The following is a 4,248-nucleotide window of genomic DNA, read 5'->3' on the forward strand; positions in this document are numbered from 1 at the left end:
CAGGTGACACCACTGATGCGCAGAATCACCTTCGGCGGCGCGGGCCTGAGCGACTTCGAGACGAGTGGTAGCCCGGACGAACGGGTGCTCGTCAGATTCCCCCTCGATCCCCCTCACGCCCGTAGTTACACGGTCCGACGCTGGCAGCCGTCGAAGAACGAACTGGAGATCGACTTCGTTCTCCACGGCCACGGCGGAGCGGCACTCTGGGCCGAGAATGCGCAACCGGGCGCGACCGTCCATCTCTCGACTGCGAGCGGGTGGTTCACGCCGCCGGCAGAGTGCGACTGGCTGCTACTCGTCGCCGATCACGCCGCCCTGCCCGCGATCGGGCGGATCTTGGAAGAAGCACCCGACGATCTACCGATCCACGTCATTGCACAAGTGCCCGCGCCGAGCGAACAGCAGACGTTCACGACGCGCGCCGACGCTCACTACCGATGGATCGACGAAGCAGACTCACTGCTCGCCGAATTGGCCGGCGTTCGCATGCCTCCCGGCGAGGGCTACATCTGGTGCGCAGTCGAGGCCGCGACCGCCAGACGCATCCGCGCCCATCTGCGTCGAACATGGGAAATCCCGGCAACCCGCATGCACGTGATGGGTTACTGGCGGGAGGACAAGGAGAACTGGGAGCGTCGGTACGCAGTCGTCGCCGACCGTATCGATGCCGCGATGGGCGAAGCGATGTTGGCCGGCAAGGATTTCGAGTCGGTTCGCGACGCCGTCGACGACGCGATGGAACGCGAAGGGCTCTAGCGGACGTATGACCCTCGCTCGCATACGAGTGAGGGTCACACCTTCCGGCATGGCCCTCACTCGAGAAACGGTTTACGCGTTGACGAGCTGCTTGCTGGCGTCGACGAGGTCGGAGACGACCTTGGAGACCTGAGCGAGCACCTCTGCGTTCTCACGCGGGTGCAGCTCACCGAACAGTGCGCCGGTTCCACCGATGCTCAGTGCAGTGTCCTCGACGACCTTGCCGCCGGCGATACGGACCGCCTTGGTGGTGTCTTCGTGCGCCCACTTGGCGCCGTTGCCGCTGGGCGAAGCGCTGATGACTGCGACAGCCTTGTCCTTGACTGCACCGACACCGTACGGACGCGAGATCCAGTCGATGGCGTTCTTCAGAACTGCGGGAATGGTGCCGTTGTACTCGGGGGTGACGAGCAGGAACGCGTCCGCGTCGCTCGCAGCGGAGCGCAGTGCGTCGACAGCGGGGATGGAAGCACCCTCGACGTCGATGTCTTCGTTGTAGAAGGGGACGTCGGCGAGGCCTTCGAAGACCGTCAGCGTTGCACCCTCGGGTGCGGCGGACACAGCCGTCTCGGCAAGCTGGCGATTGACGGATCCGGCGCGCAGGCTGCCGACGAGAACGAGAACATTGGTCTGTGACATAACGAGATTCCTTCGAGAGTGGTGCGGTTGGTGGCTCCGGGCCCGTGGATCGGTCGCCACTTCCGGTTGGGACGCACATTCGGGATGTACGTTGCCGTGAGCGCGTCGATGCCAGTTTCGATGGCACCTTCACTGTCGACTAGGTCAGCTGCCCATGACGTCGACGAGTGCTCGGTCAGTGGAACGGCTCTGCCCAGACGGCCCCGGTCACCTTCGTAGAGCCCGTGCAGGATTCGTCCCGGCTCATGACGCTCGAGGTGTCGGTAGACCGTGTCGTTGTCGTCGTTCACGACGGTCCAGAACGTCACCCCGGCCAGTTGGTCGTACTTCCATGTTGGGACCGCTGCGTCGGCGGCGACTGCCCCGAGCTTGACCTTGTCAGCGACTTCCTTGTCCCACCACCAGCGCAGGTACGTGCCACCCAGCGCGGACGCCACTTCAGCGGACTCCGCCAGTGTCGCGGCGGCGTCGTCTTCACCGAAGAGTTTCTGCAGACGGTCCTGCGTTGCCTGATGATCACCGCGCGCGTCGTCCTCTCCGACTACGAACATCGGTGGTTGCGCGAACAGCAGGTCTGCCGAAGCTCGGGCGAGGTCGGACGCTGCGGGTACGTGAAGTCGGTGCGACTGCTGGGCAATTCCCGGAGGAAGAACCGCCGATGAACCACAACGACTGGCGCGACTACCGCGCCTTCATCTTCGCCGGAGTACTTCTTTTCGTCGTCGTCCTCGTCGTCGGAGGCATGGCAACACTCGGCATCGGACTCTTCAAGAAAGAAACCGCCGACTTCCGAGGCGGAGTCGCCGCCACCGAACAAGTCCACGCCAACGGTGCATACCGCATCGCCGCGTACGACCAGTTCTTCAACCGGTGCGCCGAAATCCAAAGCAAGGAAGCGACTATCGCGTTCCTGACCACCGAAGCGAAAGACGCGACCCCTGAACGCGTCGCACAGATCAACTCCACCCTCACCGCTGTACGGGCCGGACGCGCCGCCGACATCGCCCGCTACAACGCCGACGCCGCCAAGGCCGACACACTCGCGAACTTCCTCGCCAGCAGCCTCCCGTACTCCATCGACCCGACACAGGACCACACAACATGCGCGAAATGACTCGACTCGCCGCCACGTGCGCCGCCGGCATCACCTCCATCGCACTCCTCGCCGGATGTGGACCGAACGAATCGGACTCCCGCAACTCCGAACGCGCCACTGTCGACAACACCTACGACAAGCTCGTCGCGAACCAGCCCGCACACAGCATGGATTTCTCGCCGACCCGCGCGACGAAGAACTTCTGGATCGACACCTGGGGAAAGAACCCCGGCAAACTGTCCTACGTCTACCTGCAGTCCGCCGACGGGAAGCTGCTCGGCTACTACGTACTCGAAGGACTGCCCGTCAACTACTGCACGAGCCTCGTTCCGACGTACGAAATCAACAGCAGCGAAAACGGCAAGGTCGTCGTACCCCGACCCAGCATGGACGGCACCTGGTCATCGGGCAGCGGCGGCTGCAACGCCTACTACGGCAAGGACGCCACCAGCGGCGCATACATCGAATACACCGCAGGCCTCGGTATCAACGTCCTGCTCTACGACGCGCCGCTCGCACGACAAGACGTCCAACCCCTCGGCAACACCCGCATCGAGGACCTACCGAAGTAGGCCATGAGCCATCCCGAAGAGACACGGTTGGGCGACGGATTCCTCCTCGCCCAACCGCTGTCAGACGAGACCATCCACAAAGCGCGCCTCGCGGTCTGCGCCGCAGCCGATCATGCAGACGACGCCACCACCATGCTCGCCATGCTGGGAATCCTCCCCGGAGACAACCAATGAAGATCGTCACCCACACCAACGGCATCGACTTCGCCTTCCAACGAGTCCGGGAACTCCGACTCGACGGCCGAACCGACGACGCCGAGTACCTGCTCACCTACCTGCAGACGATGGCCGCGTACGCGTCGGTGCATTCGCATCACAACTCGATCCCGTTCCGCGGCGATGAACCCGAAGACGAATTCCGGGTCAAGTTCGACGAGGCAGTCGGACTGACCGCCCGAACCTATCGACCGAACATCATCGAAGTGCGACCGGCGTCCGAAAAGCCCACCGCGACATTCCTGTTCTGGGGCGAATCCGACGATTGCATCGAAGTCGACGGCGCCGTGCGCGAGGAGTTCAGCCAGTTCAACTCGATGTGGACTGCGACCATCACCGCACCCGACGGCAAACAGAAGATGTTGGTCTCCGGCTGGTACGCCGACAACGGCTGCTGGAACTTCGCCATCGGACAGGTCGACGAAGCAACACCGCTCCCGAAGTGGCCGACCTCGGTCAGCCAGCGGCACGATAGGGGAGAGCACTACTCGACGCTCCTCGAGGTGACCGCTCCGGCCGGCTCCACCCTCACTCCGAGCAAGAGCGAGTGATGGCCGCCAAAATCCCGCCGCTCGATCCGGCAATGCAACGCGACATCGACGAACTACGCGCACACATCTTCAACGACGGCTACGACACCGGATACCGGGCAGCGATGAGAGAGAAGGAAACCGATGGCAACCTACCGGGACAGTGACGAATGGCGCGCCGTCGAGCAAGCCGTGTCGAACCTCGCGATGTCGGTACTTGGCGAAGACTACCGGGCAGGGGACTTCGTGCTGTGCGTTCACAGCATGCCGATGACTGATCAAGCCGAACATCTCGGCCACTACGGGCATTTCTCGACGAGCGTTCTGCCGCACGTCAACCGCGGATTGCTCATCGAATCCGATGAATACTGGGGCGAGCTGGCCGGTTCGGACGAAGACGAATGACACTGCATCTGCCGGACCTCTACCACTGGGC

The 4,248-nt window shown here is 63.3% G+C and carries 9 protein-coding genes; 7 read left to right on the forward strand and 2 right to left on the reverse strand.

Annotated features, from left to right (window positions below):
• Positions 1 to 759, forward strand: a 759-nt coding sequence (locus ABT116_RS40220; protein WP_351644960.1) for a siderophore-interacting protein, incomplete at its 5' end; no start/stop codon positions are given.
• A 72-nt stretch (positions 760 to 831) separates the two neighbouring features.
• Here the strand turns inward: ABT116_RS40220 and ABT116_RS40225 are convergent.
• Together ABT116_RS40225 and ABT116_RS40230 are read right to left on the reverse strand one after the other, a co-directional pair.
• Positions 832 to 1,398 carry an NAD(P)H-dependent oxidoreductase gene (locus ABT116_RS40225; protein WP_166809709.1) on the reverse strand — a complete coding sequence of 189 codons (567 nt, stop codon included), beginning with the start codon at positions 1,396 to 1,398 and terminating at the stop codon, positions 832 to 834.
• A complete protein-coding gene (locus ABT116_RS40230) occupies positions 1,290 to 2,036 on the reverse strand; it encodes a phage portal protein (RefSeq protein ID WP_351644972.1) in 747 nt (248 codons plus the stop codon). The genes ABT116_RS40225 and ABT116_RS40230 overlap by 109 nt, the downstream gene beginning before the upstream one ends.
• A 20-nt stretch (positions 2,037 to 2,056) precedes the next feature.
• Here ABT116_RS40230 and ABT116_RS40235 point away from each other — a divergent pair, with 20 nt between their 5' ends.
• The 6 genes from ABT116_RS40235 to ABT116_RS40260 are packed head-to-tail and all read left to right on the forward strand — an operon-like array spanning position 2,057 to position 4,217.
• Entirely contained in the window at positions 2,057 to 2,512 is a 456-nt protein-coding gene (locus tag ABT116_RS40235; RefSeq protein ID WP_351644963.1) for a hypothetical protein, read from the forward strand.
• Positions 2,509 to 3,066, forward strand: a complete 558-nt coding sequence (locus ABT116_RS40240) for a hypothetical protein (RefSeq protein WP_021343816.1) — start codon at positions 2,509 to 2,511, stop codon at positions 3,064 to 3,066. The genes ABT116_RS40235 and ABT116_RS40240 overlap by 4 nt, the downstream gene beginning before the upstream one ends.
• A 3-nt stretch (positions 3,067 to 3,069) precedes the next feature.
• Complete coding sequence (locus ABT116_RS40245) at positions 3,070 to 3,240, forward strand: hypothetical protein (protein ID WP_021343815.1); 171 nt, start codon at positions 3,070 to 3,072, stop codon at positions 3,238 to 3,240.
• A complete protein-coding gene (locus tag ABT116_RS40250; RefSeq protein WP_351644967.1) occupies positions 3,237 to 3,833 on the forward strand; it encodes a hypothetical protein in 597 nt (198 codons plus the stop codon). The genes ABT116_RS40245 and ABT116_RS40250 overlap by 4 nt, the downstream gene beginning before the upstream one ends.
• Positions 3,833 to 3,979: a hypothetical protein gene (locus ABT116_RS40255; RefSeq protein WP_021343813.1), complete on the forward strand. Its 147-nt coding sequence runs from the start codon at positions 3,833 to 3,835 to the stop codon at positions 3,977 to 3,979. Before ABT116_RS40250 ends, ABT116_RS40255 begins: the two co-directional genes overlap by 1 nt.
• Positions 3,957 to 4,217, forward strand: coding sequence for a hypothetical protein (locus tag ABT116_RS40260; protein WP_021343812.1), 261 nt, complete (start codon positions 3,957 to 3,959; stop codon positions 4,215 to 4,217). Before ABT116_RS40255 ends, ABT116_RS40260 begins: the two co-directional genes overlap by 23 nt.
• Positions 4,218 to 4,248: the final 31 nt, after the last annotated feature.

The sequence above is a fragment of the Streptomyces sp. NPDC002130 genome (assembly GCF_040296465.1).
Taxonomy (GTDB): domain Bacteria; phylum Actinomycetota; class Actinomycetes; order Streptomycetales; family Streptomycetaceae; genus Streptomyces.